Origin of the sequence: Anaerobutyricum soehngenii, assembly GCF_009697165.1 — a bacterium.
In the GTDB taxonomy this organism is placed as follows: Bacteria; Bacillota; Clostridia; order Lachnospirales; family Lachnospiraceae; genus Anaerobutyricum; species Anaerobutyricum soehngenii.
Window position 1 is genome coordinate 48,216 of the sequence record NZ_VULP01000012.1, and the last position, 25,923, is coordinate 74,138.

Annotated in this window: 22 protein-coding genes; all 22 read right to left on the bottom strand. The window is 42.8% G+C overall.

Features of this window, described 5'->3' with window-relative positions; translation table 11 throughout:
- Positions 1-138: 138 nt before the first annotated feature.
- A complete protein-coding gene (locus FYJ25_RS07360; RefSeq protein WP_154580930.1) occupies positions 139-993 on the bottom strand; it encodes a DUF4316 domain-containing protein in 855 nt (284 codons plus the stop codon).
- Positions 983-1,243, bottom strand: a complete 261-nt coding sequence (locus FYJ25_RS07365) for a transposon-transfer assisting family protein (RefSeq protein ID WP_154580931.1) — start codon at positions 1,241-1,243, stop codon at positions 983-985. The genes FYJ25_RS07360 and FYJ25_RS07365 overlap by 11 nt, the downstream gene beginning before the upstream one ends.
- Positions 1,240-3,237 (bottom strand): YodL domain-containing protein, encoded by a 1,998-nt coding sequence (locus FYJ25_RS07370; protein ID WP_154580932.1) that lies wholly within the window; start codon positions 3,235-3,237, stop codon positions 1,240-1,242. The genes FYJ25_RS07365 and FYJ25_RS07370 overlap by 4 nt, the downstream gene beginning before the upstream one ends.
- A 63-nt stretch (positions 3,238-3,300) precedes the next feature.
- Entirely contained in the window at positions 3,301-4,356 is a 1,056-nt protein-coding gene (locus FYJ25_RS07375) for a DUF5688 family protein (RefSeq protein ID WP_154580933.1), read from the bottom strand.
- A gap of 28 nt (positions 4,357-4,384) precedes the next feature.
- On the bottom strand, positions 4,385-6,493 hold the full coding sequence (locus FYJ25_RS07380; RefSeq protein WP_154580934.1) for a DNA topoisomerase 3: 2,109 nt from the start codon (positions 6,491-6,493) through the stop codon (positions 4,385-4,387).
- A gap of 73 nt (positions 6,494-6,566) precedes the next feature.
- A complete protein-coding gene (locus FYJ25_RS07385; protein ID WP_154580935.1) occupies positions 6,567-7,262 on the bottom strand; it encodes a CD1107 family mobile element protein in 696 nt (231 codons plus the stop codon).
- Positions 7,237-7,548, bottom strand: coding sequence for a DUF4315 family protein (locus tag FYJ25_RS07390; protein ID WP_154580936.1), 312 nt, complete (start codon positions 7,546-7,548; stop codon positions 7,237-7,239). The genes FYJ25_RS07385 and FYJ25_RS07390 overlap by 26 nt, the downstream gene beginning before the upstream one ends.
- 26 nt (positions 7,549-7,574) lie before the next feature.
- Positions 7,575-9,824 (bottom strand): CD1108 family mobile element protein, encoded by a 2,250-nt coding sequence (locus FYJ25_RS07395; protein ID WP_154580946.1) that lies wholly within the window; start codon positions 9,822-9,824, stop codon positions 7,575-7,577.
- A gap of 49 nt (positions 9,825-9,873) precedes the next feature.
- A complete protein-coding gene (gene srtB / locus FYJ25_RS07400; RefSeq protein WP_154580937.1) occupies positions 9,874-10,653 on the bottom strand; it encodes a class B sortase in 780 nt (259 codons plus the stop codon).
- Positions 10,650-13,058 (bottom strand): VirB4-like conjugal transfer ATPase, CD1110 family, encoded by a 2,409-nt coding sequence (locus FYJ25_RS07405; RefSeq protein WP_154580938.1) that lies wholly within the window; start codon positions 13,056-13,058, stop codon positions 10,650-10,652. The genes srtB and FYJ25_RS07405 overlap by 4 nt, the downstream gene beginning before the upstream one ends.
- Positions 13,006-13,395: a PrgI family protein gene (locus tag FYJ25_RS07410; RefSeq protein WP_154580939.1), complete on the bottom strand. Its 390-nt coding sequence runs from the start codon at positions 13,393-13,395 to the stop codon at positions 13,006-13,008. The genes FYJ25_RS07405 and FYJ25_RS07410 overlap by 53 nt, the downstream gene beginning before the upstream one ends.
- Positions 13,396-13,422: 27 nt before the next feature.
- Positions 13,423-14,295, bottom strand: coding sequence for a VirB6/TrbL-like conjugal transfer protein, CD1112 family (locus FYJ25_RS07415; protein ID WP_154432965.1), 873 nt, complete (start codon positions 14,293-14,295; stop codon positions 13,423-13,425).
- A 19-nt stretch (positions 14,296-14,314) separates the two neighbouring features.
- Positions 14,315-14,530, bottom strand: coding sequence for a Maff2 family mobile element protein (locus tag FYJ25_RS07420; protein ID WP_154580940.1), 216 nt, complete (start codon positions 14,528-14,530; stop codon positions 14,315-14,317).
- Between the two features lie 161 nt (positions 14,531-14,691).
- A complete protein-coding gene (locus FYJ25_RS07425; protein WP_154433127.1) occupies positions 14,692-14,994 on the bottom strand; it encodes a hypothetical protein in 303 nt (100 codons plus the stop codon).
- Positions 14,984-16,768: a VirD4-like conjugal transfer protein, CD1115 family gene (locus FYJ25_RS07430; RefSeq protein ID WP_235904595.1), complete on the bottom strand. Its 1,785-nt coding sequence runs from the start codon at positions 16,766-16,768 to the stop codon at positions 14,984-14,986. Before FYJ25_RS07430 ends, FYJ25_RS07425 begins: the two co-directional genes overlap by 11 nt.
- A gap of 92 nt (positions 16,769-16,860) precedes the next feature.
- On the bottom strand, positions 16,861-17,421 hold the full coding sequence (locus FYJ25_RS07435) for a PcfB family protein (protein WP_154433125.1): 561 nt from the start codon (positions 17,419-17,421) through the stop codon (positions 16,861-16,863).
- Complete coding sequence (locus FYJ25_RS07440; protein ID WP_167513789.1) at positions 17,422-18,174, bottom strand: phage antirepressor KilAC domain-containing protein; 753 nt, start codon at positions 18,172-18,174, stop codon at positions 17,422-17,424.
- On the bottom strand, positions 18,146-18,457 hold the full coding sequence (locus FYJ25_RS07445; protein ID WP_235396639.1) for a hypothetical protein: 312 nt from the start codon (positions 18,455-18,457) through the stop codon (positions 18,146-18,148). The genes FYJ25_RS07440 and FYJ25_RS07445 overlap by 29 nt, the downstream gene beginning before the upstream one ends.
- A 108-nt stretch (positions 18,458-18,565) precedes the next feature.
- Positions 18,566-23,860 carry a SpaA isopeptide-forming pilin-related protein gene (locus FYJ25_RS07450; protein WP_154433123.1) on the bottom strand — a complete coding sequence of 1,765 codons (5,295 nt, stop codon included), beginning with the start codon at positions 23,858-23,860 and terminating at the stop codon, positions 18,566-18,568.
- 456 nt (positions 23,861-24,316) lie between these two features.
- Positions 24,317-24,973 (bottom strand): sigma factor-like helix-turn-helix DNA-binding protein, encoded by a 657-nt coding sequence (locus FYJ25_RS07455; RefSeq protein WP_154433122.1) that lies wholly within the window; start codon positions 24,971-24,973, stop codon positions 24,317-24,319.
- A gap of 509 nt (positions 24,974-25,482) precedes the next feature.
- Positions 25,483-25,719 (bottom strand): hypothetical protein, encoded by a 237-nt coding sequence (locus FYJ25_RS07460; RefSeq protein ID WP_154580941.1) that lies wholly within the window; start codon positions 25,717-25,719, stop codon positions 25,483-25,485.
- Positions 25,720-25,764: 45 nt separating this feature from the next.
- Entirely contained in the window at positions 25,765-25,893 is a 129-nt protein-coding gene (locus FYJ25_RS14755; RefSeq protein ID WP_268825326.1) for a hypothetical protein, read from the bottom strand.
- Between the last annotated feature and the right edge of the window lie 30 nt (positions 25,894-25,923).

Sequence of the window (25,923 nt, forward strand, 5' to 3'; positions counted from 1 at the left end):
CAACAAATAGCTGTACAAAAATCCTGACAACCAAGATAACCGTTATTTTGGAGTATAAAAAAAGATCCAGAGAGAACTAATCTTCCCCAGACCTTTCATTTATTCGGATAAAGACAGTGTATACTTCATATCTTCTTACTATTTCCTGCTTCGTTCCTGTACCATCTGCTGTTCCAGATACCTTGGCACCGGCTTCCCGGACCTTTTAGCAATAGCAATCTGTTTTTCATGAAGCTTCCTGATCACAGAAGTCCTTTTCTTAGGACGATTCGCTACTGGTTTCTGCACTTTTTCGGCAGCCTTTTTCTGGTTATTGACCTGACCATCTACCATATCATAATTGGCTTCCGTTCCGGATTCATGGCTTCGTTCATACATCCCATTCTGGAAATATTTCTGATATAGTTCCATCTTTATCTGCAGCTGTTTCATCCTTTCTGGATACTTATCCTCAGGATGAATATGTTCACGGATCTTCTGCTTGGCAGTTTCATCAAAACCTCCGATTCCGGTTTCTGCCACATATTTTCCGTAACTGTCGAGAATAATCCTCGCAGCCTGTTCCCGGAATTCCTGATGCTCCAGAAGATAAAACTGTTTTCCGTCGATAATGATATAGTCTGTCACTCTCCAGTTTCCGGAATAGCCATCGATTTTATAATCTCTGGTATCCACGGACAGAACACTTCCTGTTGTACCCATACTGATGAATCCACTGATTCTTCTGGGATGGTCATCACTCAGATAAAAGCAGGAGATCTCTCCTTCATGGTTAAGCACCAGGATATCACTGACTTCTGTTTTATTCCGGATCTGTTTCCAGATATCATTAGCAGTCTCATCCGGCTTCATTTCACCGACCATCATATGCCGGTAAAATTCCACACGAACAGCAAAATTCTTTTCCCGGACCTCGTTGTAGGACAGATGCCATAGTTTCCGTCCGGCAGTCATCTTATTGACACGATAAAGGGCAAATTGATTAATCTTCATACTCATCATCCTCCGATGCCAAGAGATATGAATCCAGATCTAGTGTGTAGTAATACTTATCTTCAATCTGCTGCAGTTTCTCAATCAGAGAGGATACAATTTCAATCATTTCTTCATCGGACACATCTTCTTTGGTTTCTTCCAGAACATCCAGTGTTTCCTTTAATGTCTCTACGGTATCCTGTCTGGTCTTTTCGGCAAAGATCGCCATTACCATCAATTCATTTTCTTCAAATTTTACTGGTTTCATAAACTCATCGCCTCCCTTCTGTGCTGTGATTTTGTTATCTGTCTTTCCGTTTTCTGTCTTTCTTCCGGCATTTTACTTTCTGTTTTTGCCCTCTCGTTCTGCCTTTTTTCAATGATTTTCTCTGCATCTGACAATGCTTTCTGCACCAGCTTGTTATCCCGATATCCAGGAATAGAGTTGATGATTTCTTTCTGTAACGAGTTTCCTACATACAGATCAAACATTCCCGCATAATCACTGCCATCTTCCAGGTTGAAACCAATGCTTTTTATTCCATTTATCCGGCCGCCCGGTATCTGATCAAAAATATCAAAAGCCTGTTCCAGAGTCAGATCCTGATAAAATTCTCCAAGGACCGGAAATTCGGAACATTCTGCCACATAGAAACTGATGCGAGATTTATCCTCATCCGGATGCAGTGGAAGAGTAGTATTTTCTATTCCGATCATTTCCTGTCTCTGTTTAACAAAATCCGGCAGTTCCGTAAAACCAAAGCTGTCAACATAGAAAGCCCGGAGATCACCATTTCGATTTGTAATGACTACATCACTGACTGACATGGAATGCCCTCTGAAATCAGCCGGATGGTTCTGGTTAAATACACTGTAGAGAGTGTCCAGGTTATCCGATGGCTGAAGAATTCCGGAGTACACACACTGATAATCCCCGGCAGTTACTTCCATTCCCTGGGATTTTACAAAATCCATTCCCATAAACTGATATTCCATTGCTTTTGATTCATGGTTAATCTGATAAATGGCAAAACGTTCTTCTCCATCAAACATCAATTCTTCCGAAGTTTTTTCAAATCGTTCCGGATGCAGTACACGTTCCACCCGCTCTGCTGTATCAGGATCTTCCAGGACAACGCCCTCCAGCCATTCTTGTACATCATTCCAGGAATCTGCAATCCACGCACCGCCAATTTCATGGGTTCCATCCGGCAGAAAACGAAGATTTCCATCTGAACTTTCAAGCTCATCAAAATGATATCCGGCAGCTTCCATTGCCGGTATCAGTTTTTCTTTCTGTTCTGATTCCAGCAGTTGCTTTTTCTCTGTGAACAGTTCCTGCAGTTTCTCGGATAATTCGTCGATCATTTCTCCTGCAGTCTTTCTGATCGTGTCCATAGATATTTTTAATTCTTTCATATCACGCCCGCTGCTCCATCCGGCGATATACGGGAAACTGTATTCGGAAGTATCTACACCAAAGGCAGAGCAGACACAATAAGCGACAGATTCAGCTTCTACTTCTTTGGTCAGCCGGTCCTTTTCAATGCCCTGTTCTGCCATCAGATCCTTATCATGAAGTCTTGCATGTCCGGTTTCATGGATTGCTGTTTTAATGGTTTGGCTGTCGCTCATCCCCTTTTGAATTACGATCTCTTTATCGACCGAATGATAATATCCTTTTGCTTCGCCTTCGATCTCATCGAATCGGATCGGAACAGGAGAGACCTCTGTGATTGCTTTCATAAACAACTCATAATCAGCAACCGCCTCCGTTAATTCCTCAGGAGCCAGTGTTTCAATGGGCTCTCCATCCGTCTGACTGATGTCGAAAACGGTCGTTGGCTTAAAACGCGGGATGAGCATTTCAACTTCCTCTGTCTTTGGTTTTCCATTCCCGTCAAGAAGTGGCTTGTTATTTTGATCCAGAATTTCCTGTTCCCTTTTTCTCTTGATCGGGGCAGGAGCGAGGATTGTGATTCCTTTTTCCCCTTTTTTTACCTGTCTGCCCATTGACTGCCAGTTTCGGTATCCGGTAACAAGTGTTGCATCCGGTCTCTGCATCGCAATCAAAAGGGTATTATTAAACGAATACCGATGAAATTTGGACATCGTTTGCAGATACTGGGCATATTTGTCACCGGTAAAGATATTCTCTACACCTGTTTCCAGAGATTTCAGGATACTATTCATATCCTTTCCTGCGACAGGGAGTGGGATAGTAGCTGACGGAACTGCTTCAAAATTGTTTTCTCTGTTCATTTGAACTCCTTTCCAAAGCCCCGCCGGTTTTGGTTCCAGCGGGGCTTTCTTATACACATATTTTTAAAGTGACATATCATTTGCTTTGTGCTTCGGCTTATGTACCGGCTGAGACTTATTGGGTTCTTTCTTGTCAGGCATTGTCTGTTCCTTTCCCTTTGCTTTCTGGCGTTCCTCAAAAGCTGTTGCCTTTTCAAAAATCTTATCTCTGGTATCATAGTGATACACTTCATCTGCCAGCTTTTCTGCCGGTTGTACCTCTGTGTTATTTACAGCCACTACCATGGCTTTTAACTCGTGAGAAGTCATCCCTCCATCATCGGGAAGAACCAGCATTTCATGTACGGAAGAAGGTAATATATAATAATCACCCTTTAATTGTTCTCCGATCAGATCCATATATCCAGGATAAAAGAGAACTGCAGCACCATCCATCGTCTGTTCATTCGTAACAATAGTAAGTGGAACTGCCATATCCTGAGACATCTCTTTAATCATCATTTCAATCTCCTGTTCCGGCACACCGGCAGCCCGCATGTCACGTCTTGCCATGTTCTCCATCATTGTATTCAATGAATCTATATGTGCAGGAAATAATCTGGGACTGCTATTCAGTGCGTCAATATGAAGCTGTTCTTTTGAAACACCAAAAAGTTTCATCATATCATTGTTCACAATCGAAGATGCAATTCCTCCTGCTCCGGACTCAATTAACACATGATAAGTAATCGCCAGATTTTCCACTCTTGTATGCGGTACATTAGACAACATTTCCTGATTTCGATCCGCATCGGATACTCTGATAAACAGATTGTGTTTTGCAAAATCATAATCTGTGAAAAGTCCCATATGAACAGACATCGGGGTCATCTGTACCACCTCTGCCATCTGTTCCATAATCTGATCCAGATTAAATTGCCCCCTTTGTAACTGTTCATAGAACATATTCAGATTGATTGTCGGTGAAATATTCTGGTTTTCGTTTCTTACTGTCATTCCCAGATAACTTTCATTCAGTTTTTCATGGGGATAGAGATCAACAATGGCATTTTCATACTCCATCGGAAGATAATCTTTGATTGTTTCTTTTACGTTTTCTACAAATTTTTCAAATTCCATATTCTTCATCCTTTCCTGATTTCATTTTCTATTTCTTCTTGCCTTTTCCAGAAGGCTTTTTACTCGGAAATTCCAGAGAAAAATTCACACGATCTTCACTGGCATCCATGATCAGATCTGCTTCAAAATACATATTTTTCTTGGCAGAATAAAGATCCTTTACCCGGACTTTTCCACTTTTTAAAAGCTCGGCAGCCATGCGTTTATCGATAGTTTTCTGCATCCGCTCCAGATATTTTGTTTCCTTCCAGAGTGCAAAATGACATTCTCTGTTACTGCAGTAGAAGTTCTTTTTCCCTTCATACACCAGACTTCCGCATACCGGACAAGTTCCAATGCTTTCCCTTGTCTGAAATCTTCTGGTTTCTTCCTCCGGAATCGTGTCACATCCATTCAGCATCATGGTGATCATATTTTTGATCCCTGTCATAAAGGTATCCGGAGTGATCTTACCTTTCTCCATATCCAGAAGCTGATTTTCCCATTCCGCAGTCATGCTGGCTGATTTCAAAAAGTCAGGCAGAATCTCAATCAGAACCTTTCCATCTTCTGTAGGAATGATCTGTTTTCCCTTACGGACGGCATACTGGGAATGTACCAGTTTTTCAATGATTCCCGCTCTGGTTGCAGGAGTACCCAGTCCCTTTTTCTCCGTATCCTCATCAAACTCCTTATTCCCGGCAGTCTCCATAGCTGCAAGCAGTGTATCTTCGCTGTACTGTTTCGGTGGGGAAGTGAAATGCTCCGATTTATCAGCTGCCACATTGTAAAAGATCTGTCCGGGAGTCAGATCAGAAAACCGGTCTGTTTCCACATTTTCGGGATTTTCCATAGCCAGCCCATCTTTGTTCTTGAAACACTCTTCATAAAGCTTCCATCCCATCTGCTTTACCGCTTTCTTTTTTGCAGAAAACAGCTCGTTCTGGCACTTCACGGTAATATCGGTTTCTGTGAAAATATGATCTTTTTCAGTGGCTTCCACCATACGGACACAGATGAGGAACAATACCTTCTGTTCCCAATCCTTTAACTGTGACAGATCATAATCTGTCAATTCCACAGTGGGAATAATTGCATGATGATCGGATACCTTCCGGTTATTCAGGACAAGCCTGATATTCGGCTTTTCCGGCTGGTCAAAGGGACCTGTCAGCTGATACTTTTCATGAATTCTCCGAATCACATTTTCTGCAGTTGTCTCCATATCCTCCGTCAGATACTGGCTGTCAGTTCTCGGATAGGTGATCAGTTTCTGCTCATACAGAGACTGTGCTGCATTTAACGTCTGCTGGGCAGTCATACCATAATGTCGGTTCGCTTCCCTCTGCAAAGTAGTCAGATCATAAAGCTTCGGTGGTCTTACAGTCTTATCTGTTGAACGTATTTCTTCCACAACAGCATCGCTTCCCTGGCAAAGAACTCTCAGTTTTTCTGCTTCCTTTTCATCAAAGATTTTCTGCCTTTCTACCTGCAGACCATCCAGATCCAGTTCCACATTGAAATACTTTTCCTTTTGGAATGAGGAAACAGCTCTGTCCCTGTCTACCAGCATGGCAAGCGTCGGTGTCTGGACACGCCCCACAGTCAGCTTCTTATAATATTTACTGGTATAAGCTCTGGTTGCGTTCATTCCTACCAGCCAGTCTGCCTGAGCTCTGCATACAGCAGCATCGGCAAGGTTTCCATATGCAGACGCATCTTTCATTTGAGAAAATCCCTCGCGGATGGCTTCATCTTCCATGGAACTGATCCACAGTCTTTTTACCGGTTTTCTGCTCCGGGAAAGATCATAGACTCTCTTGAAGATCAATTCGCCTTCCCGTCCTGCATCACAGGCATTTACTACATAGTCGATATCCGGACGATTCAGTAGTTTCTTCAACACATAGAACTGATCCTTCTTGTCCTTTGACACTGCCAGTTTCCACTCCTGTGGAATAATGGGCAGATCCTCATAGTTCCATCTGCTGAATTTCTCGTCATAAGCATCCGGAGCCACATATTCAGCAAGATGTCCAAGACACCAGCTGACGATACAATCCTTTCCTTCCAGATATCCGTCTTCACGTTTCTGTGCGCCGAACACATCCGCAATGGATCTGGCTACGCTTGGTTTTTCTGTAATCACTAAATACATATTCTTACAACTCCTTTCACTTATATGGGAGCTGCGTTGCCCTTATACAACATCAGCTCCCACCTTTTTGGATTTATTCCTGTGATTCGACTTTCTCTTCCGGATTGTCTGATTCCTCATCCTCATCGATGGTCTCCATCCCGTCATCCATTTCCAGACCTTCGTTTTCAGAATCATCATCTTCCTGCTTCGGTTTGTAGATCTTGAAGTAGTAATAGCCTGCAATCCCCGCTACAGCCAGAAAAAGAATCACAAACAGACCAGAATTTGTTGCTGTTTTATCCGGTTTATCTGCCTGTGTTTCTTCTTCAACAACCATGCTGCTATCCGTATCGTCTGTATGCTCATCCTCCAGGACTACAGAAGGGGCAGTCTCTAAAGTCTGCTGCTGATCCTCATCCAGAAATTCTTTCAGGTCATCTTCATCAATCTGAGACAGCATGTACACGTTGTTCGTAGTAGCTGCCCGGTCGATTACGATATAAAACGTATTGTTATTCTTTGTTTTAATCGTCAGAAATTCCTTACTGGAATCATCGGTAATGTCATCCCTTACCTCTCCGTTACCAGGAACAGAGAACGGATCGCCATTTTCCTCGGTATGAGTATCCTCAACCACCGGTTCCTCCGTTTCTGTTGTTGATTCCTCCTGAGCTGCCTCTGTGCCCTGATCCACATACGCAAAAGCAGTAGCCTGACTGCCAAAAAGCATCATAGCTGCTGTCAAAAGCACCACCAGTTTTTTATTCAGTTTCTTCCATTTCACCATATTCATTTTCCTCACTTTCTCTTTTTTCTTTCTGAACAACAAAGGAGCCAGATTCTTCTTCTGACTCCCCGCTCGCTACAAATGATATCGTTCCATCCTGGATTCCGTTTAGCAGATCAAATAATTCCTGCCCTTTTAATTTCATTCCACGGATGCTTTTGATCATTTCGTTATTTTCTTCCTCTTTCAGCGCTGACCGGACACCTTTCAGATACATTTCCAGATCAGCAATTTTCTTTTCGGTCTTTTCAATCTCATCCAGATACTTTTTAATCTTCCGATTCAAATTTTCACCTTCCTTCTTTTTTATTATTAAGGCAGCCTTCCAAAGCACATAAAATGCTGCTGCCAGTAGGATGTATTGATATTGGCATATTGGATCGGATCCCCGCAGTGGATCATCATTCCATCACCAACGTAAATTCCCACATGACTGGCACCGCTGGTATTATAGGTTCCCTGGAAAAAGATCAAATCTCCCGGCTTTGCCTGTGACGGTGGAACATAAGTACAAAGGCCACGAAGCCCATCTGCTGTCCGACGTCCATAATTCCATCCATTTCCACAATGATTGACTACCCAGGATACAAACCCGGAACAGTCAAAACTGGTGCTCGGTGAAGATCCTCCCCATACATAGGGATATCCCAGATATTTTTCTGCTTCCCGGATCATTCTTGCAAACCGTTCATCTGACAGTGCTTCCGGCGGGATCTCATAACTCATACCGCCTCCGGCTCCGGTGATTCGCTTTACATCCCACAAATAATCCCGGTTGCCCAGTGTGGTATTCAATGCATCATACAGAATTTCCTGTTCCTCTGTCAGATTTGCCCTTGCCACTGCGTCAAAATTTGTATTCGTGAGAGTGACATAGAGGACTCTCTGAGTAGTAGTGGTAGTAACCTCCACCTCCCGGCTGCCATTATCATCTGCCAGAAATGCTTCCCATGTCTGATGACCGTGGGCACTGGCTGCGGAATGGCTGTCATAATACACGTCAAAAGCAACCCCATACCTGGCAAAATTCCCTGTATCCTCAACGGTATATTCCACACCATTCATGATCACTTTCGTTCCCATAGGCACAATCGGATTATTTGCGTCTACCGCAATCGTATGATTGGCTGTCGGGTATGCACCGCTGGCTGTTGGTCCGCCGGACCATCTTCCACAACAAATGGAGCAGTTACAATATCCGCTGGTTACCACATTTCCCAGGGATTCTCCCACACGTACTGTTCTCGTTTCTGTGACAGTTTCCGTCCTTCCATGGGTTGACAGATGATACTGTGCCTGAAACAGATCCTGTAATTCATCCTTTACATCGTCATAGGTATACCCACCATACTTTGCGGTCAGGTATGAAGTCAGATGATACGGATTATGCCCGATTTCGCTGACATTGTACTGATAGGAATCGTAATCCGGATAAGTGGATTCCATGTTGTTAATCTGACGGTTCAACGCTTCTTCCATAGCAGCATAAGCATTTTCTGCAGCATAGATATCCGCATCGGTACTGGGATAGGTTGTCATACCGATCACGGAAGCTCCACCCTGAATCGAAGCACTACAGCTTCCCAGAGAGACTGCAATCAGCATAAAAATGAGCGAAAAAATACCGATGCCAAGAAACATGGTACGGTTTCGCCTTACGATTTCTTTTAAAGCAATCTTGGCTTTTACCGTCATGTTCTCGACACCGGCAATCGTTGTTGCTCCCCCGAGACTTCCTGCTGTTTTTCCAGCTCTGGCAGCCCGGTAGGCATCTTTATATTTTTTTCTCTGGAAGAAGCGGTTTAGAAAACGCTTCTTTTCTGCATTTTGCACTGAATCCCTGGCAGTTCGGTCTGCTGCTTCCTTCGCAGCATCAAACTTCAATCTGGAAGCCTCCGGAGCATCCAGATTCATCCCTTTTCTGTGTGCTTTCACATCACTTCTCTGGCTTCTTAACTGTGCTCTGCGCAGACTGTGTGCTGCTTCATCAGCAGCTGCAATCACTGCACCGGAACCATCTACAGCAGCATTATCATCTCCATCCTCTGTTATCTGATTTCTGGCATATAGTGCAGCACCGGCTGCTACCTTTCGACCCATTCCTGTTCCGGCTCCGTGGATCATGCCGGATCCTTCATCACCAAAAGAAAGCCTACCCGATTTTTCCTGTTCTTCTGTCAGTCTCTTTCGAGCACGTTTCTTCTTTACTTGATCTTTCTGATCCGAGATACCGGATACTTCCGGAATCTGTTCCTGAGAATGAAGCTTTCCCTGGTATCGGCTGTCCTTTTTTTCTATGATTCTTTCACTGCTTGCTTTTGAGAAAGTTCTTGCAGGTCTTTCTTCAGATGCAATATCCGAAGACATTCTTAATTCCTGCACATACCTTCTCATGCGTCGGTTATCAGTTCTTCCGAAACTGTCCGATAGCCTTTTGCCGGGAGCCGCATTTTTCTCATCCTGCTCCGTACTGTCAAGCTCAGGTTCATCCCGGCTTTTCTGGCTGATTTTCTTCACAGAACCATCCCGGAGTGTTTCTTCTGTCAGACCTTCTCTTGTCATTTTAGAAAAGATCTTGTCTTTCGCTGTATATTCCTTTCCTGCCAATCATTCACCTTCTTTCATTCTCAATTTGTTTACCAATCACAACCATCCGCCCGTTTTTATGCGAATACTCACAGGTTGACAGTGTGATCAGCTTGTCTCCATACTGTGCTGTATAACCAGTGTCATAATATGACCGTTTTTTACATTCTTTGACAAATACCATATAATCCGCAGCATTTTCTGCCTTGATAAAAGAGTAGTATTCAAAATCATGCCCGGTATACACCGGAACAGCAAAGGCTGCTATGATCTGATACTGTTCCTTCCCATGAAGTGTGCTGTACTGGATGATCGGATGTTCCTGATAGAATTCTTCTGACTTATATTGATCCAAAGCTGCAAACATTTTCCCGGAACTCATGTGATGTCCATAGATGATCAAATTATCTGCATCCTCCGGATCACACAGTTCAGAAAGGAATGGAGTACCGCTTACGTCATATTCCTTCTCAAAATTTCTTCTGAGATAGTAATTCTTTTCCTCCGGATGATACATGACCGGATAATCGATTGCTGTCCCTTCAATCTTTATCCATCCAATGCAGTCCGGATTCTTTTCATGTAAAGCCAGAAGGCCAGGATCAACAATAGCAGGAGAATTACTGTCTCCCTCGATATCATCTTTATTATCATTAGTTTCCTGTTCTTCATGGATTTGTCGAATAGAGTCGAATCCTGTTTCGCTTTTTTGATCTTGCAAATACATTCCCATCAGAAAATAGAGGCTGATGGAGAGAAGGATAATGGAAACTACAAACAGAATCCGTGAGATCCATTTTCTCATTTTCTTTCTGCCTCCAGTTTCTTTCGTTCCTCTACCTCTTCCGGTTTTGTTGTCATCAGTGAATACAGTTTCAGACTCTTATCGAACTTATCCTTGAATGGAATGATGATATTTCCATAGAAAAGGAGACCTTCGCCTTCTCCGGAATTCGTTACATAGGATAACTGGTACGGAGAAATATTCAGCTGCTTTGCCAGAATCTGTCTGTCGCCTGCAGCCTGATTCAGCATCAGGATGAAATCACTGTTTTCAAAGATATTTTCAATCTCCCGGCTGGCCAGAAGATCTTTGATGTTCTGCGTGATTCCTGTTGGAATTCCACCCCATTTACGAAATCTCTTCCAGATTTCCACAGAATAAGCTGCGGTCTGTTCCTCTTTCAGAAGAAGATGGAATTCATCGATATAGTATCTGGTAGATTTCTGTGAGCCCCGGTTAATGGTAACACGGTTCCATACCTGATCCTGGACAATGAGCATTCCCAGTTTTTTCAACTGTTTACCCAGCTCCTTGATGTCGAAGCAGACAATCCGATTATTCAGTTCCACATTTGTCTGATGGTTAAACACTTTCAGAGAACCATTAACGTAGATTTCCAGTGCTGTTGCAATACGCTGGGCCTGGGGCTCTTTCTGCTTCCTCAGGCAGTCATACAGATCTCCCAGTACCGGCATATTTTCCGGTTTCGGATCTGCAAAATATTTCTGATATACAAGGGGCAGACACCGGTCGATCACTGACTTTTCCTCTGCCTCAATACCATTTCTGGTTCCCATGATTAGCTCACACAACGACAGGACAAAATCTGACTTCACACCCAGCGGATTATCATCATCGGAATAATCCATATTGATATCCATGGGATTAATATAATCCTTGCTGGTCGGAGAAATGTGGATAACCTGACCGCCGAGGGCATGGACCAGTGGATAATATTCTCCCTCCGGATCTCCGATGATAATATCGTCATTTGTCACGAAAAATGCATTGGTGATTTCTCTCTTAGCCGCAAAAGATTTTCCGGATCCAGGTGTACCGAGAATCAGCCCATTCGGGTTTTTCAGTTTCTTTCGATCTACCATAATCATATTGTTGCTGAGGGCATTCAGTCCGTAATAAAGGGATTCTCCGCCCATGAACAATTCCTGTGTTGTGAAAGGAACAAAAATAGCAGTGCTGGTAGTCGTCAGTGCCCTTTTGATCGGCACATGATTGACACCAAGCGGAACACTGCTCATCAGCCCTTCCTCCTGTTGATAATCCAGACGCCTTAACACACAGTTATATTTCTGAGCGATACCGGCAGTCTGGAATACTGCATTTTCCAGATCCTGTTTACTTTTTGCTGTATTCAAAAAGAGCACAGTTACCAGGAACATACGCTCATTTCGTGACTGCAGATCTTCCAGAAGTCTCTTTGCCTCGCCGCCATACGTATTCAGGTCTGACGGGATGATGTCCATATCATATCCGGAACGAACTGCCTTTTTCTGTTCTTCAATTTTCATACGGTTGATATCTGTCACCTTGCTTTTTACAAGCTTGATGGCTTTCATCTGATCTACCGACTGCACATGAAGGTTTACGATCAGATCCTTATCCATATCCAGAAACTCTGCCAGCATTTTATCCGTAAGCTCCGGAGCCAGAATCTGCAGATAGGAGACTGCGCCAATCGTTATCCCCATCTGGAATGTCTTCCCTTCTTTAAATACAAAGCTGGTCGGTGCCACATAGTCCTTTGTACTGAGACCGGTCCGGATCATGGATCCATAATCAAACTGGAAATCGGCACTGGCATCCGGATTAAATGTTTCATACATAATCTGAAGCCGCTCCACACCATTCAGGGGATATGCCGGTACACCAAGCACCTTGAAATTATTCAGGATATCCGACTCGATACGTTCCAGCTTCGGTTTCGCCAGCTTGATATTCTCCGCTTCGATAGAAAACGTGATATATTTTGACTTTACCAGACCGTTATTACCCTTTGCCAGTTGATTTTTAAGCATCTGTGCATATTCCATGCGGACATCATCAAACTCATCATGCTGAGGCCGGATACGGATCACATTCTCAAATTCCTTCATATTACTTTTGTGATTGATAAAGCTCAGCTGGAAATGAATGCTGCTGTCAAAATAGTTGAGGAAATCACACCAGTTTTCAAAAATAGCATTCTTATCCTCATTCTGTGCCAGCTGATAGTTGATATCATAAAACCGGATACATTTAGAATATGTATTCCCCTGTACCCGGCAGATCCCATCCTTTCCCATCTCTTTGTATCGGATCGTCTTTTGTACCGAAAGCCGCTTTTCTTCTTTTTTCTTTGACTTTTTGGTGCTGTTATTTTTTCTTTTTGACACCTGTCTTTCCTCCCTTCTTTCCTCTGACTGCATTTTTCGAACCGATTGTTTCCGGATTCGATTCATAATAATTCTCTGTTTCGTAGGTTCTGACCGGTGGCCGGAACACTTTTACATTCAGGATGTGCAAGATCACATCCTCGAGATGCATCCCATCTTTTTCATACATGGCAAACATAAATGCCGGCAACATTAGAATCACCATAACGGTAGCCGCATTTGACATTCCAAGTATTCCTCTTGTGAGAAAATAAAACGGAATACCAATCGCTGCACCGATACCGATGCAGATGATCTGTCTCTTTGTCAGATTAAAAGCCACTTTGTTTTTTACTTTTGTCAAATCCTTTGGAACACTGACATATGCCATGGTTTATCTCTCCTTCCTGTGATTAATTTAATGGGCATTAAAAATGGACTTGCTCAGGGATCCTGTCTTAAACAAACTGAAACACAGGATGACTGTATAAGCCATTACGCCAAATAATGAAGAACTCAGATTATCTGAATACTGGATACCCGCTACCAGCACAGCGTAGATAGCGACGCATACCATCATCAGAAATGCCTGAAATGCCAGGGCAAAGAGTCCTCTGAAATAATTGGTTCCGATCTGTCCCCACTCTCTGTTGCTCATCGTGGCAAACGGGATCGGTGCGACCGAAGTATAAAGGTAAATCTCAATCATACGTCCATATAAAATTACGGTGATTAATACGGACATGATTCTCATACAGAAGCTGACGATCAGGGTTTCCAATGCCAACACTACTAATTCTCCAATCTCCATGGCTTCCAATGTAGCCTCCAGATCGGTCAATGCCGAACTGATATCAATGGCTGTACTGCCTGTGACCACACCGGATGCAGCATTTACTACATGCTGACCTACATCAAAAACAGCCATTGTAATCGTAAAAGTATTGCTTACCAGATACACTGCGATCCACATCTTCACAAAGTATTTGAAGAACATCCATGTATCAATATCATGCATGTTATTACGCTCAGTAAGCATGGAAATCAGCTCATAGCAGAGCACAAACGTAATGATGATACCTGCAATCGGTAAAATTACCGAATTGGACAGGTTCTGGATCATACTGAATATGCTGCCATTCCATCCCTGGGGAGTCTGTCCAACCTGGCTTGCAATCTCACCTGTTTTCTGATTGACATCAGTAAACATCTGATCCAGGTTGGAATTGATCATCCCTGTCAGGAGTTCCCTCATCCATTCTTCGATCGCATCAAAAATCTGATCGAACATGGATAACTACCCCTTTCTCTTAACCAAACAGTCCACTAAGAAGCGGAATTAATTGAGTACCGATGAGGATTACACCACCACCGCTCATAAGCTGTTTGATTCCCTGAGACTTTGCCCCCGGATTGTCATTTCCATAACCTTCCATCAGGTTGATGACACCCCAGACTCCAAGGCCGGCCCCGATGGCAACTACCAGTGTCTGCAAAATATTAATTGCGCTCGTAAAAAATCCCATATATTTTTTCCTCCTTCATTTGATCATTTTCTTTTCTTCTTTCTTTTTCCGGTGTTCCAGTTTTCCCAGGAACAGGGCGATCTGTTTCTTATCCTCATACAAACCTCCATCAAACAAAAAAATCCGCTCCCTATGGAACGGTTCTCAATACTGTCTGCTTCCTATTTCTTTACAGGCTCCACAAGCAGGAGCAGATATGCCATATGAGTTGTCAACTCTGCCATTTCATCATCGAATAAAAATGTCGAAGCTACCACCTCTCCTGCGGCATATCGGTTGTCACATCTGGACCGGAGCTTATCAATCAGCTCACCAAAATATGCTTTACACTTTTCCGTGGGGATCAATGCTGTAATCTTCTCCATATGGAGGATAAACGGAATATAATCCTCTTCAATAGAAGTAAATTCAAATACAAAGAGAGATTCACTTCTCCCCCTGCGTCTCATTGGTCTAATCCACATATCGTTCTCCTTCCTCAGCCTCTATGGCTGCAATGTCTTCTTTCGTTATTTCGTATTCATGCATTTCAAATGCTGTATCTCTGGAAATAACCAGCTTGTGTTCCAGATACTTTTCGATATCGAACTCATTTTTCCTGTTGTAATCAGAAAGCTCCTTATACCTTCTGTGCTTCGTAATATCATATTTGTCACTGAAAAACGGACGAACACCTCGAAGCTGCAGGATACACTTATTGCCATCCATGACTGCCAGCTCATCCCGACTCATCAGATCTTTTCCTGTCTTCTGATAATTCAGTCCATAGGAGCGGTTATTCCCTCTGGTATCTGAAGTGTTATACAGATCAATGGTCTCTTTTCCAAGGGTTTCGGATATCTCCTTTAGGGTAGAGCTTTCTTTTCCGCCAAGAAATAAAACCGTATCACAGTTGCCTATGATGGTTTCTGCCGCATCCTTATAAATTGTCTTTAGCTGAGACTGTGACTGCAAAATGATAGAAGCCGATATTTCGCGGCTTCGGATCGTAGCAATCAGCTTGTCGAATTTTGGAATCTGCCCGATATTACTGAACTCATCCAGCAACAGACGGACATGATAAGGCAATCTTCCTCCATGCTCATCATCTGCTTTATCGCAAAGCAGATTGAAAAGCTGGGTGTACATGATAGCAACAATAAAGTTGAAGGTGTCATCTGTATCACTGATAATGACAAACATGGCTGTCTTCTGGTCTCCCAGCATATCAAGCTCCATCTCATCGTATCGTGTCAGCTCCCGAAGCTCTGCAATATCAAATGGGGCTAACCTGGCACCACAGCTAATTAAGATAGATTTGGCAGTTTTTCCGGCTGCCAGCTTATATTTGCGGTACTGGCGTACTGCAAAATGTTCCGGATTCTCCGCTTCCAGCTCTTCAAATAGTTCATCCACTGCATTTTTGAATTCTTCATCTTCTTCTCTGGTTTCACTGGCATTGATAAATTCCAGAAGAGTAGCAAAATTCTGTTCTTCCTCCGGTGCTTCATACCAGATGTATCCAATCAGAGCAGTGTAGAGAAGACGTTCAGCCTTGACCCAGAAATCTTCGGTTGCTTTTTCTCCTTCCCCTTTTGTATTTGCAATGATCGTATTCACCAGTTTCAGGATATCTTTTTCGCACCGGATATAGTGAAACGGATTATAGTGCATGGATTTTTTGAAATTGATCGTATTCAGAACCTTGATCCGGTATCCATGACGGACTAACATTGTGCCGCATTCAACAATAATGGTACCTTTCGGATCTGTGACCACATACGATACGTTATCCGGCATCTGCATGAGGTTGGGCTTCACATAGAATCGTGTTTTACCGGATCCGGATCCACCGATGACGATCACATTTTTGTTTCTTGCATACTTCGGAAGTTTCGGGCGGCTGTTCATAGTCAGCCTCTCCGTCTGTGTCAGGATGATATTATTTTCAAATACCGGATCAATAAATGGTTCAATGTCTTTTTCATTTCCCCATCTTGCAGAACCGTATTCTTCGCCCTGCCGGAACTTTTTTGCATTTTTCCCTTTCATGTACACAACACAGCGGAGAAGTAACGCCCCGATGATACCGGCTAAAAGATCCCGGATGTGGAAGCTTGGTATCCACGACCGGAAAGCTACTGGAAGATTCATCAGCATAACACCAAGCTTTTGAACCACAGTTCCGCCGATACAGTGCCGGTAAAGCCATGCACATTTCTCTACCACATAGAAAGCGATGAGATAGGGAATATTCATTGCAACCAGCTTTTTAACACTGACCTTTGATAAGCTTTGCCGGATTGCTGTTTCCAACTTTCCCGGACTTCTGGCTTTTGGTTTCTTTTTACTCATCGCTGCTGTCCCCTCACTTTCTGTTTCACTTTTTCTCTCTGGCGGTGTTTAACGTTCATCTTCTGCACAGACTTCTGCAGTTTCTTCCGCACAGAAGGCTTTTTGGATTTCTTCATGGAAACTCCTGCATATTCCTTAAATGCAGCTGTCATTACATCCACATCCTTCGCCTTAAAGAACACCAGATACCTCTGTGGTGTCACACTGTCATCCCTTTTCAGGCTGTAATCAATGCCATATTTCCGGGCAACCCGATCAAAGGATTTGATATTCTGGTTTGTGATCTGAATATTAGTCAGCTGCGCTCCCTGTTCCTGCAGCTGCTTGATTGTCTGCTTGCCATGGGGCTTTTTCTTTTCCTGTCTTTGTTTTTCTTTTTCAATTCCACGCTCCCTGGCCTGACCCTGCTTTTCTGCCTGTTTGATCTGCGATGATTTCTGACCTTCCCGCTCCAGCTCCATAAGAAACTTTCTCATGGCAGCTTTTACCATAGAAGCAGTAATCCTCGCTCCCTGTACACTCAGCGTAATAATCTTCTCATTTACCTCTTCCTGCATTTATCCACCTTCCTTCTCAATCAGGGGAAGAATTCCCTGTTCTTTTAAAAACTCATATAAAAATCTTCTGCCTTTCTGCGTCCATTCTGTCTGGATCCTCACGACCGGACCGGTGCGGTTTGGATGCATATAGATTGTTCTGCTCTGGACATAACCTTTCCCGGCATAATCAGCATATAACACCCATTGGTCATTAACTTTATACTGGATCCTAAGATCATGAAGAAGCCGATTAAATGAAACCGCGCTGTACCCATAATCTTTTGCAATCTGTGTGACCAGAACAGATGAGGGGGAATTCATGATCAGATCCAGATAAGCAGCTTTCGGTGCCATATCTTCCAGAAGCATCTGCTGTTTGATTAGCTGGTCGCCAAGCTCCGTACATTGTTCCTGCAGCTTTGCAATCTGGGTATTCGCTAGCTGTAATGCCCTTGCCATCACCTGTTCCGGCTGATTCCATGCTTTTTCCAGCTCCAGAAAATACTGGCGATACAGTTTTCCTTTTTCATTCCGAAGAAGCATACAGATATGCTTTGCCATATCCACCGTAATATAATGGTCAACACTGCATCTGCCTCCGGTACTTTTATTCATTTTTGGATAAAAGTCCTGGCCACTCACAAAACCAAGGGAAATAATACGGTCGATCCAGACACTGTACTGTGTCTTAATACCCAGAGCCTCATACAGTTCTCTGGCACAGATTAAGGGACGGTCATTTTTAACTTCCACTCGCAGCATCGGTATCATAGCATCCGCCTCCCTTTTTCCCGCGCATTTCTTTTTGGAGTTTTGCAATACAGTATCCGATACAGGGTGTATGTTTCCCATAGGGGCAGGTTTTGCAGTTCCCTTCCTCATAGTCATTTGGCTCCTTCTTTTCCTCCGGCATCAGGTAATAACATTCCGGCAGAATACAACCTTTGTTTTTGCCCTGCCACCAGTAGCAGTAGTCACAAGACTTTGGCTTGTCTTCCAGATACTTTCTTCCATCAATCTTTGCTCCCGGTAATATCGTTTCTTTTCTTCCCATGTTTTTCCTCATCTTTCTGAAATGCATTAAGGGCATTCATGGATCTCCTTTCCGATTTCCACAAATGCCCTTATGCTTCTGGTTCATCATTATTTTATTTCTAAGTTACTATTTACGCTTTCTTCTGATTCCAAAAGCGACTCCAAGACCACCGGCACCGATACCGAGCAGAAGCAGCCACAATTTCATGTTGCGGTCATCCCCTGTTTTTGGAGTATCTGTCGCCGGAGCAGATGGTTTAGCTTCATCCACCATCGTTACATGCTGAACTTCACCGGTATCTTTTACTTCGAATTCCACATCATTGGCAACCAGATATCCATCCGGTGCGATTTCTTCACGAAGCGTGTATTTTCCGATCGGAAGCATTTCGATGTAATGTGCTTTTTTTGTGGAAGTCCAGCTTTCCACAACCTTTCCATCCTTGTCCAGGATCGTAAGTTTAGCACCCGGAAGTTCCTTCCCTGCAATATCCTGTTTAGAGATTTCCACTTTTGTCACGTCATCTTTCATCTGATGCTTCTGAATTTCCGCTGTATTCTCTACGGTAAACTCGATGCTTTCTGCAGTCACATATCCATCGGCTGGCTGTGTTTCTATCAGAGTGTATTTCTTACCTACTGCCAGCTCTTTGATCACATGAGCTTCTTCTGTAGAAGTCCACTCATCAACAGTGTTTCCATCCTCATCTACCAGTTTCAGCTTACATCCCGGTATTTCTTTTCCACCAGTCAGATCGGTCTTTGTGATTTCAACTGTTGTTGCTTCATCTTCAAATATAAGATCTACAACAACAGAATCCTCATTTTCACCGGCATAGGAAACAGTAAATTCCTGTACTTCCTCTGCATTTACAAATCCGGCTGGCGCATAGAGTTCTTTCACATAATATTCAGCATCGATTGGAAGATCAGCAACAAAAGTAATTTTGCCTTCGGCATCGGTTGATTTCAGCTCGATGATCTCATCTGCTTCAATCAGCACCTTTCCGGTAGTAGAGGATTTGATATCTTCTTTGGCATAAAGACCAAATACGCTGCCTTCCAGTACACGATCCTGATCTTTTTCCTTTTTCACAAGATTAATGATCACTCTCTGACGGTGATTCTGCCAGTCATCATTATAGGTTACAACCGGTGTATTCTGATCCACATAGCTTAGATTCACATGACGGATTTCTGAATCGAGAACATATCCGTGAGCTGTTCCCACTTCTTTGACATAGTATTTGCCCAGTGGAAGATTACTCAGTTTTGCAATGCCGGTTTCATCTGTCGTAATCGTTGCCACCAGCTCATCTGCCTTATAATAATCTTCGCTGACACCATCCGCAGCCTTGATATCTTCCTCTGCATATACTTCGAAAGTAACATCGGTCAGGCTGCCGGTAATATAATGGAAAATATGTTCCACCACACCTTTGATCTGATCTACAAGAGACACCTCATCCAGAAATTCTCCCTTTTTATTCAGGATTAGTTCTGCAACCGGCACTTCGTCTTTCATTTCCACTTTCTGGATTTCTGCAGTATCTTCAATCGTAAAAGTGATATCATTTGCAACAAGGTATCCATACGGAGCAAATTCTTCGCGAAGTGTATAGGTCTCTCCAACGGTCAGACGTTTGATCACATGTGGTTCGTCTTTGGAAGACTCCCAGCTGTCGATGATATTTCCATCCTGGTCAAGTACCTGCAGGTACGCACCATCCAGTTCTTCGCCTGTGGTGATATCGGACTTCGTAATTTCCACAACTGTCGGCTCGTTTTTCTTAACTGCTTTCAACTCAACGGTCTGAATGTCCTGTCCCTGATAAGAAGCATCAAAGCTCAGAATCTCATCAGAAGAAACAAAACCGGCAGGAGCATGAAGCTCTTTCACATAATACTGTCCGAGAGGCAGATCCAGTGTACATTTTGCCTGACCATCTTCATCGGAAGTCATCTCCTGAAGCAGGGTATCTGCTTTTACGATTACTTGGCCATCTTTATTGATGATATCTTCGGCATTGTAGATTCCGAAGACAGCACCCGGTACGACATTTCCATTATCTGCATCCTGTTTCTCGACAGAAATCGACACTTTCTGTCTTTCATTGGTGAAGGACACCTGGTCAAATACAACCGGGGTATTCTGATCTGCATATACAAAAACAGCTTTTTCACTGTTCTCATTATGAACAAATCCTTCCGGTGCCTCGGATTCTTTTACATAATATTCGCCAAGAGGAAGATCTTTCACATACGCATATCCATCTTCATCCGTAGTTACTTTTGCCACCAGGGCATCCTTTGCATAATACAAGGTACGGTTTCCATTTTCATCCACCTGATGATCGGCAGTAAAAATATCTTCTGCAGCATATACTTCAAATGTAACGCCTTTCAGTCCACACAGCTCATACTGGAAATCATGATCATAACCGGCAAGAAGTTCTCCCTGTTTGAAAATGGTCAGTTCTCCCTTAACCGGATGATTCTCATATTCCACTTCGATAATGGCATCTTTACTGGTCGGATCGATCATATAGGCTGTGTTAGTATCTACAGATACCGTTACATAAGCAGAAGACTGTGTATATCCTTCCGGCGCGGTCACTTCTTCGATTCTGTAATTTCCGATCTTCAAATTGTTCGGAAGGATCAGATATCCGTTCTCATCGGTAAAATATGATTTGTGAACTTTGGTAGAAGGATAAGTAGTAACCTGCTCGACATATTTCTGATGATCCAGATCATATACTTTAAATTCTGTATTTGCCAGAAGCACACTCTTCTTTGTTTCATCATCTTTCTTGATGATCTTCAGCTTTGCCTCAAATTCCTTATCCAGAAGCACACGCCATACCTGCGGAGTGTCTGGGTGATTCTCATTGATTGTAACGATAAAATCATCCACCGGTTCATAGTTGTGTTTACTGGTTGTCTCTTTTACCACGTATGTTCCATACGGAAGTGGAATAGAGCAGGCATAACCCTTTTCATCTGTAAACATCTCTGTTTTTCCATCTGCTGTGATAACAACTGGATTCGCAGAAGAGAAATCATAAGACCCATCTGCTTTTACTTTCAGATCACTTGCCAGCCAGGCAGAGAAACCAATACCTTTCAAAAGATCGGCATCTGTTTTCCCGTTATTCGCTGCCTTGATAATCTGAAATGGCTGTTTGATCACATCTTCTTTGGAAATTGCTTTTCTTTCTACAACTGGTACATTTGCACCTTCGTAAGAGCAGTCTACCTCATGTTCTTCCTGATCCAGCAGATATCCAACCGGAGGAGTCAGCTCTTTAAAATAATATTTTCCCAGATACAAATTGGAAACCGAAGCCTGTCCGTTTTTATCTGTAGTCAGGGATGTGATCTGGGTTCCTTTCTTATAAAGGACACCTGTTTTCCCATCCGGATGTACAATATCCTCACGTGCAAATAAGCCATAAACAGCACCTTCCAACGTTGCATCACCCTGTGGGGTATTTCCTGTCTCGGCATCCTGCTTATGAAGGGAAATCGTTGCTGTCACTCGTTTATCGGTCACATTCATATTGGATGTTTTTCCAATATTCAATGTTACATTGTAAGCTTTTGCATCAATCGTATATCCTGTCGGAACGGAGATTTCTTTCAGATATACAACTTCCTGTGTCTTCTCAATCGTAACTTTTGCTGCACCATTGACATCCGTTGCCGGCATCTGTTTGATCAGCTGTGTACATGCAGCATCGCTATAGATACCATAAACCGCACCGGCCAGAGTATTAGATGTCTCACTGTCTTTTTTCACGATAGAAATATAACATTCCTTGGTCCATTTTACTTTGAAATCCACATACTTTTCATTTCCGACACCTTCACCAAATACCAGTGCAAGATCCTGTGTGGAAGATCCTGTTGTTATCTTATAGGCAGAATACTCTTTATCAATGCTTCCTTTCATCTTTGAAGAGAATAAAGCACCCACATCCTCAGCTTGAGATAGTGGGGCAGTAAGATAGAACTGTGTTCCACCGCAGATTTCAACGCTCGCACCTGCCGCACTGGTTTTGCCGGTAGTCACATTCACAAGCTTTACTCCCTGTGGAAGTTTAAAGGTAATGGTCTGCAATTCATCTGCTTTGAATGTAATCGTCTTTGTTCTCTGGATATTTCCTTCCACATAAGCGTTCACATCACTATCAGAAAAGCTCATATCCACATCCGGGATATCCGGCATATTGATACAGTAGTTATAAAGCTCCTTAGCAAGAGACCGTCCGGTTGCGTTCGTACCGGAATCCCAGTCACTGGATCCGTTGGCATATGCTGCCGCAAGGTGTGTGATAATAAATCTCTTACCAGCAGAGAAATCCGGGTGTTTTTCATCAAAGAATCCATTCTCGTCACTGGCTTTTGTTCCATAGTAACAAACCTTTGCCAGAGTCTTGCCATCAGATAATTTTGTAATAGAGTACGTACCATCATCCGGTCCATTCTTAGATGGCTGAACACAATATGCTGTCGCTTTGATTCCACCCCAGGACACATAATATGGTGCTGTAATGTAAGAACCTAATCCATAATCAGCATAATGATACCAGCTGCCTCTTGTAATAGATACGGACTGGCTACCGGTTTCTGCAGCCGCTAAAAGCATCGGCATTTCAAAAGTGACCATTTCTCCGGCTTCCAGTTCATTTAAGGCAATTCCCTGATCTACCGCCTCTTCCATAACTTCTGAAAGAGTAGTACCGGTTTCCGGATCAACCGTCTCCTGATTTTCCGTTGATTCGATCTCTGCATCAAATTCTTCCTCGGTGATTTCTTTCCCGGTAACCTCTGTTTCTGTCTCAGCTTCTGATACATTTACCGCTTCATCCGTTTCCGGCTGTTTCATTTCGGAAGAATCCGTTTCCGATTCATCATCACTATCCTCAGATTCTTCTGTTTCCCCGGTACCGGAATCCTGATCTGAAGAACTATCCGAATTCACAGTAGTGTCAGCTTCTTTTGAAACATCTTTTACCGTAATGTTTCTGCTGATCTGATACACCGGATGATCTGTTTTCTGGGGTTCAACAGAATATACCGTTTTATAGATATCTGCATGATCCGTAGAAAACTCTTTCCCTTCATCATTCTGGGCTGCCATGAGCTTCACTTTGGCTTTTTCACTGTCCGGAATCTCAATTCCGGAAAAGTCTGCTTTTACATCGAATCCAGACCCAACCGTTACTTCGATATCTCTGGCAGTTACCACTTCATCCTGATCCAGCTGATCTTTAATTTCCTCGTAATAAGGGATTCTACTGTCAGCTTCATCTGCGGGAGCAGCATAAGCAATTACCGGAGAAAGGGCATTGGTAAACAGTGTAATAGCTGTCAGCATACCTGATACAATTCTCATTGTTTTTCTTTTAAATTTCATGTTCTCATCCTTTCTTATTTGTCTGTATACGAAATGTTTCAGTGTAAAATTTCATATCACTTCATTTTCCTCACATCCTCCTCTCGTTTCAGATTTGTACTATTTGGGACAGTCAGCACTCACGCAAATCTCGTGATTTCTGAGATAACAGCACAAAGATGTGGCGGTATTCACGAATCTCTGTAAACACCGCCACATGGTTTCTACTGTCATCCTCCGATTTGGATTCAGACAAATAAATATTCTATTTTGAGCATTTTCCTGTTTTCATTCCCAGACCCGTTCCTGTTTCGGTTTCCATATTTCCGAAACGTATGCTCTGGCCAGATACGCGAAAGATGCATATTCAAGCCAGGTATCATTCTGGGCAGGCTATGAAGTTTTCAAGGTACGTCGGAAATAAATCCTTATACCTATCCAAAGATTCAGAGCCTCTTATACAACATGGATTGAAAATTATTTTTTATTTCTTTTTCTTTTGACATCACTTGGATTAACTTGCATATAGTTACGGATAATCACAAGTGCTCTCTGGATCAGTCCACTAGCTGCCTGCTGAGAGATTTCGAGATTCTTTGCAATCTCAGCCTGAGATGCACCTTCACAATAATATGCAATTACTGCATATCTCTGTCGTTCATTCAAAAGATCTGAAATTTCTCTCATCATTTCATTCCAAAGCACTTTTTCTGTCATATCAGGTACACAACGGGCTTTGATACTAAAGAAATCATTCTCCTCAATATCAATAGAAATCACTTTATGATTTGACAGAATTCTCCGTCTGCTGTCTTCTACACGATCCATACCAACCATCAGCGGTAAGATGTACCAGTTTTCGTTTTCAAAAAAGTCTGCTCCAAAAGCATCTTTTCTGCCATCTACCGCGCTGTAATCATAGTCCTTACATTCATGTAAGCGAAAAACAGTTCTATGTCTTCCCTCTTCATACAAAACATATCCGTTATCATAAACACTGATTTCCACACCATCTTCGATAATTTCTTTTACAACAATTTCCGCACCTGTATTCAAAAGCTCCTTTTTTCTCAAAATCACTTTTTTCTCGTCTGCAACCGGAACTCTCTTCTTTAAGTCTTTTAATGTCATCATATGGACCACCTTTCTGCCTTGCGGCTACGGGTGATCCAGTCTGCATTTGTTTGGAATATAAAAATTGGTAGCGGAAACAGTCCCGGACCAACCCGTTTTTTTTAAACGGGAGTCCGCGACTCCTCAGCTACCTTTTTCTCTGATGTGTTCTACCTCCTTATTCTCTTTTCATTGCATAATAAACAACTTTTTGAGGCCTTTCATTTTTGCAGATATTCTGTTTTTCATATTTTTCCTGTGTTTTCAGAATAAAAAATCCCTCTATCTATCCAAAGTCTCAAGGGTTCTTATACAACATGGATCTTGAAAAAAATAAAAAAACCGGCAAAACAAATGCACTTGATCGTACAGAATCGAAAATGATTCCATAAACCAGTTACAAATGTTTTGCCGGGCTCTTAATGATTCCAGTCAGATTCAGCTCCTTGACAAACTCTTGATATCCGGTGCAGTCTTGATGGTTCCAGCCAAATTCACCGCCCTGTCGGATATCTCATTCTTATTCACTTTTATGATTTCTTTCCGGAAGGATTCATAAACTTCCTGGAATAAACGGACATCCTTTCTTTCAACTGTTCATCCCGGATGACCAGAGGACGGACAGAGACAATATCATCTTTGACCAAAATTTCCAATGTACTCCTGCATTTTTTGCAATCCACTTCTGAATCGCTCTGTGCACTTTTCTCCAGAAATGCTCCACAGACAGAGCAGTGTACATGCCATTTAATATTACCTGATCCCATAGGCTTCCTCCTTTAAGCAATAACATATGATCTTTCATTTATTACTCAACGGATCCAAGGGAAATAAAAATCCGCCTTATGAGCATCATGGTTGTCCATTCCGTAAGCGCCAAAGCTGCGCGGGCAATCACGATTTCCATATTCAGACTGGCTTTGACAATCTGTTGTTTTCATTTCCGCTTCCTGTCAGCTCCCACTCGCCGC